This window comes from Sphingobium sp., assembly GCF_032153725.1.
GTDB lineage: Bacteria > Pseudomonadota > Alphaproteobacteria > Sphingomonadales > Sphingomonadaceae > Sphingobium.
Window position 1 is genome coordinate 1 of sequence record NZ_JALDYQ010000142.1, and the last position, 4,497, is coordinate 4,497.

The following is a 4,497-nucleotide window of genomic DNA, read 5'->3' on the forward strand; positions in this document are numbered from 1 at the left end:
GAAGTACAGAAGATGTGGAATGATGTTCACGTGCCTGGAGCTGCCTTGGCCGTGTTCGCTGCTCGGCAGGGCAATAGCCCGTTGAATGCACGACCCAAAGCGGCCAGTCGAGCAGATGGATGGGAGGGTTAAAAGCAGTTGTTGGTCAGACTCTGCGGATCGCAGCCACTGCAGCAGCTCCCGCTTTTGCCACCTGAGCGTGGGGATGAGCGCAGCACTGCTCGGCGATGCGCAGCAAGTCCGGTCTCGGCCGCTTTCTGATCTCGATTGCTATTGCCTCCGCCAGGAAAAAATTGTCGGCGACTGCAATGCGATTCAGCAACGCATAATCGTAGAGATCAAGGCTGGGGATCAATTGAACCGCAACGTCCTCACCTTCGTCATCCTTGCAGAGCGTCCCGATGAAGTTGACCAACCCGGGCTGGTCTTGGCACAAGGGAGAGAGAACTGGATGCAGATCAGTCAGGAGGCATCTCTCCTCCAACGCCCGTTCTACCGCGGCGACGACCCGCGTAAGAGACTCAAACACGACCCGCGTCTCACCGTCATGGCTGAGATAAAGGATTTGCCCAGCGATCGGCGATTTCGTCGCAAAAACATGGTGATCACTGGTCTCAGGATCGTCCAGAACAAAGCCTCCGAGCGCTTCAATTGTTGGATGTTCGCTGAACAGCTCGGTAGTTTTCCGAGCCTTATCCCTGGTGAGCAGGTTCAGCTCATTCTGATATCGGCCAGAGTATTGACCAATTTCGATCCTCTCAAAATACGCATCCAGTTCTGTGCTCCGGTCCATCGATAGCGCTCCGTGACGATTGTCCCTGCTCTGACATATCCGAAAGCATACGACCGAGCGTCGGCTCGTGGCCGGAAGTGGCCGTCCACGAGGGAGCTCATTATCTTAAGTTGATGCAGTTCCGTCATGAATGAACGTACGAAAAAAGCCCCCGTGGGGCAGCCGGTAGGGCTATAGGTCCGCAAGCTCGTCCAGGAAACAAAAGGCTTAACGCTGCAACGGGTGACCGTAGCCGGTGAAGGGGACTATGCGCTCCCAGGGTGATTGGGGCATCACCCCTGCGAATGGCGTAGCGCTATCGGTTAACTGGCGAGATGCACCCGCTAATTCTATGGCGGACACTCCTTCCGCCAGATGCCGTGAAAAACCAACCACCTTCAAGTGGTTGGTTTTCTTGCCGCATTGATTTCACGCGGCGTTGGGTTAACGCTTGGGCTGGTCCTTGGCGTCCTTCGCGTCCTTGCCCAGGTCCTGGGCCTGCCGGCGCGGATCTTCCCCGCTGAAGCCACCATAGCTGCTCTGGCCGGGGTCGGCGCTGCGGCTCTGGATCTTCTCGTCGGCTTTCTTCTCGTGCGCGCCGGCGCCTGCCGACGGCTTCTGGTTTTCCTTGTGTTGCTCTTCAGTCATCGAGATCTCCCTCTGAGGTAAATGGCGACCAAGCTGCCGCAAGCGCCATACCCTGGCCGGGCTCATGTTCGATCGCTGACTCATGGTCTCCGCGCATACGCATCTGCCGCTAGCCACGCTGCGCTGGCCCTTGTCCGCTGTCCGCTGGCCGCTGCCAGCAACCACAACGGCTTACGCTAGAATCGCTCAGCCCCGTTCCGGGCCCGCTTTTCACGGAGTTTCGATTGACCGTCATTTCGAGCAAAGACCGCGTCGCCGATTTGGCGCGGGCACAAGCCCGCATCCTCGAACTTGCGATGGGCGGTACCGAACTGCATCAAACGCTCGAAGCAATCACGCTCGCCGTGGAGGACCTGTCGGTCACCAAGGTTCTCGCATCCATACTCATCCTCGACGAAGAAGGGCTGCGGCTCAGACACGGCGCCGCGCCGAGCCTGCCGCGAAGCTACAACGAAGCGCTGGATGGCCTCAGCGTCGGGCCAGGCGTGGGGTCGTGCGGCACCGTTGCGTTCAGTGGCGAACCGGTCTACGTCTCGGATATCGCGACCGATCCCTTGTGGGCTAACTACCGTGACATTGCCCTTTCTTACGGACTGCGAGCATGCTGGTCCACGCCGGTAAGATCGAGCGCGGGCAAACTGCTCGGCACCTTCGCGCTCTACTATCAGAGTCCGCGCCAGCCGGGCGACAACGACATCGAACTGATCAATTTCGTTGCTCGCTCCGCGGGTCTGGTCATCGAACGGAGACAGGCCGAGGAAGCGCTGCGCCTTGCAAACGAGCGCCAGATCGCCAAGGTGGAAGCAGACCTGGCCGCTTCGCGCGACCTGGTGCGCGAACTGGAAATCAGCCGGTCCGAACTGAAGCAGGCCCAGGATCGCTTCCAGACGATAGTGCAAACCATCGATGCGGCGTTCGCCATCGTTCAGGTCGAGTACGACGAAAACGACAAGCCCATCAACTATCGCTTCGTCGAGGTCAACCCTGCTTTCGAGCGGCAGGCTGGCGTGGACCTTCGTGGGAAACGGGTCACCGAATTCGCGCCCGACCTGGAGCAGTTCTGGTTCGACACCTATGGCCATATCGCCAGCACCGGCGAGCCGGCCAACTTCGAGAGCTACGCAGAGGCGTTCAAGCGCTGGTTCGATGTCCGGGCCGTGCGGGTCGGCGATCCCGCTGACCGTCAGATCGCCATCTTCTTCAACGATGTCACCGCACGCCGCCAGGCGCAGGACCGTCTGCGTGTCAGCGAAGCCAATGCCCGCGAAAACGCGGAGCGCGTGCAACTTGCCCTGGCGGCTGGCGCGATCATCGGCACGTGGCATTGGGACCTGCCTACCGATCAGTTCACGGTCGACGAGGGCTTCGCCAATGCGTTCGGGCTCGATCCGGGGCTCGGCCACAAGGGCATTCCGCTGGCGCAGATCGTAAAGACCGTACACCCGGACGACCAGGCGGGTCTGGCCGACGCGATCCGTGACGTCATCCGTCGTGGCGGGGCATATGCGTACCAGTACAGGGTCCGCCGTGCCAATGGGCGCTACTACTGGATCGAAGCTAACGGACATGTCGATCATGGGCCGGACGGAACGCCTCTCAGCTTTCCCGGCGTCGTCATCGACGTGGAGGAACGCCGTAGTATCCAGGCGGAGCGGGATCGTGCGATCGCCGCGCTGCGAACGCTCAACGACACGCTTGAGCAGCGCGTGGCCGCGCGTACAGCGGAATTGATGCGCGCTGAAGAAGCGCTGCGGCAAGCCCAGAAAATGGAGGCGGTGGGGCAGCTTACCGGCGGCATCGCGCATGACTTCAACAACATGTTGACCGGCGTCATCGGCGGACTCAACCTGGTCCAGCGCCACATTGCGCTTGGCCGCATGGACCGGGTCGATCGCTACATGGAAATGGCGAATACGTCAGCGCAGCGGGCCGCCGCGCTGACCTCACGTCTGCTCGCGTTCGGCCGCCGCCAGTCGCTGGACCTGAAGCCGACCGATGTGAACATGCTGGTTGCGAGCATGGAAGATCTGCTGCACCGGACGCTGGGCGAACAGGTCGCGCTGGAAGTGCGCCTGGATGACGGCGTCTGGCCAGCGTATACCGATGCCAATCAACTTGAGAGCGCGCTGCTCAACCTGAGTATCAATGCGCGCGACGCGATGCCCGAAGGTGGCAAGCTGCTGGTTGAGACCATCAACAGCCAGCTCGACGAGCGTTACGTCAGCGAGTTCGCCGGTTTGCAGCCGGGTGATTACGTGGTCCTGTCGGTCACCGACACCGGTACGGGCATGTCGGCGAGCACTGTCGAGCGGGCGTTCGAGCCCTTCTTCACGACGAAGCCCATGGGGCAAGGGACCGGACTGGGCCTGTCGATGATCTACGGTTTCGCCCGCCAATCCGGTGGGCATGTCCGGATTGAGAGCGAGCTTGGCAAGGGCACGACGGTGAAGCTTTTCCTGCCGCGACGTCACGGCGCCACGGATGATGCGGCGAGTTCGGCAGGGGAGGCGACACCGCTCGGCGCCGGCGAGCTGGTCATGGTCGTCGAGGATGACGCATCCGTTCGCATGATCGTCACTGAGGTCCTGGACGAACTTGGCTACGGCGTGATCGAAGCGGTGGATGCCCCGACCGCGATTCCCATCCTTGAATCGAATAAGCGCATCGACTTGTTGGTGACCGACGTCGGCCTGCCAGGCATGAACGGCCGCCAACTCGCGGAAATCGCGCGCCAGTCGCGCCCGGGGCTGAAGATCCTGTTCATCACCGGCTATGCGGAAAACGCGGCCGTGCGGGCGGGCTTTCTTGAGTCCGGCATGGAAATGATGACGAAGCCATTCGCGATTGAAGCGCTTGCGGCGAAGTTGCGCGACATGCTGGGAAAGACTGGGTCCAAGGGCGCGGGTAGCTAAACGCAGACCCGGACGAGATAGTCTTCCAGTTCGCTCACTCGTTGGGCGCCGATGATCGCGCCGACGTAGCCGTCTGGCCGCACCAGGATCCAGTCGCCCTCCGTGGGCGTGTACGCCGCGCGGAAGTGGCCGGCGTCATCGCGCAGCTCGCCCGTCGCGCCGATA

At 61.5% G+C, this 4,497-nt stretch carries 3 protein-coding genes; 1 reads left to right on the forward strand and 2 read right to left on the reverse strand.

Translation table 11 applies throughout. The annotated features are described in order from the left end of the window. Window positions 1–145 precede the first annotated feature (145 nt). Window positions 146–793, reverse strand: coding sequence for a hypothetical protein (locus tag RUH75_RS23385; protein WP_313809606.1), 648 nt, complete (start codon window positions 791–793; stop codon window positions 146–148). A 423-nt stretch (window positions 794–1,216) separates the two neighbouring features. After that, window positions 1,217–1,420 carry a hypothetical protein gene (locus tag RUH75_RS23390; protein WP_313809607.1) on the reverse strand — a complete coding sequence of 68 codons (204 nt, stop codon included), beginning with the start codon at window positions 1,418–1,420 and terminating at the stop codon, window positions 1,217–1,219. A gap of 224 nt (window positions 1,421–1,644) precedes the next feature. Here RUH75_RS23390 and RUH75_RS23395 point away from each other — a divergent pair, with 224 nt between their 5' ends. Then, on the forward strand, window positions 1,645–4,332 hold the full coding sequence (locus tag RUH75_RS23395) for an ATP-binding protein (RefSeq protein ID WP_313809608.1): 2,688 nt from the start codon (window positions 1,645–1,647) through the stop codon (window positions 4,330–4,332). Window positions 4,333–4,497: the final 165 nt, after the last annotated feature.

What these genes read in the sequence shown, in the direction of transcription:
- RUH75_RS23390 (WP_313809607.1), bottom strand. Translation starts at nt 1,420, where the DNA reads ATGACTGAAGAGCAACACAAGGAAAACCAGAAGCCGTCGGCAGGCGCC.
- RUH75_RS23385 (WP_313809606.1), bottom strand. Translation starts at nt 793, where the DNA reads ATGGACCGGAGCACAGAACTGGATGCGTATTTTGAGAGGATCGAAATT.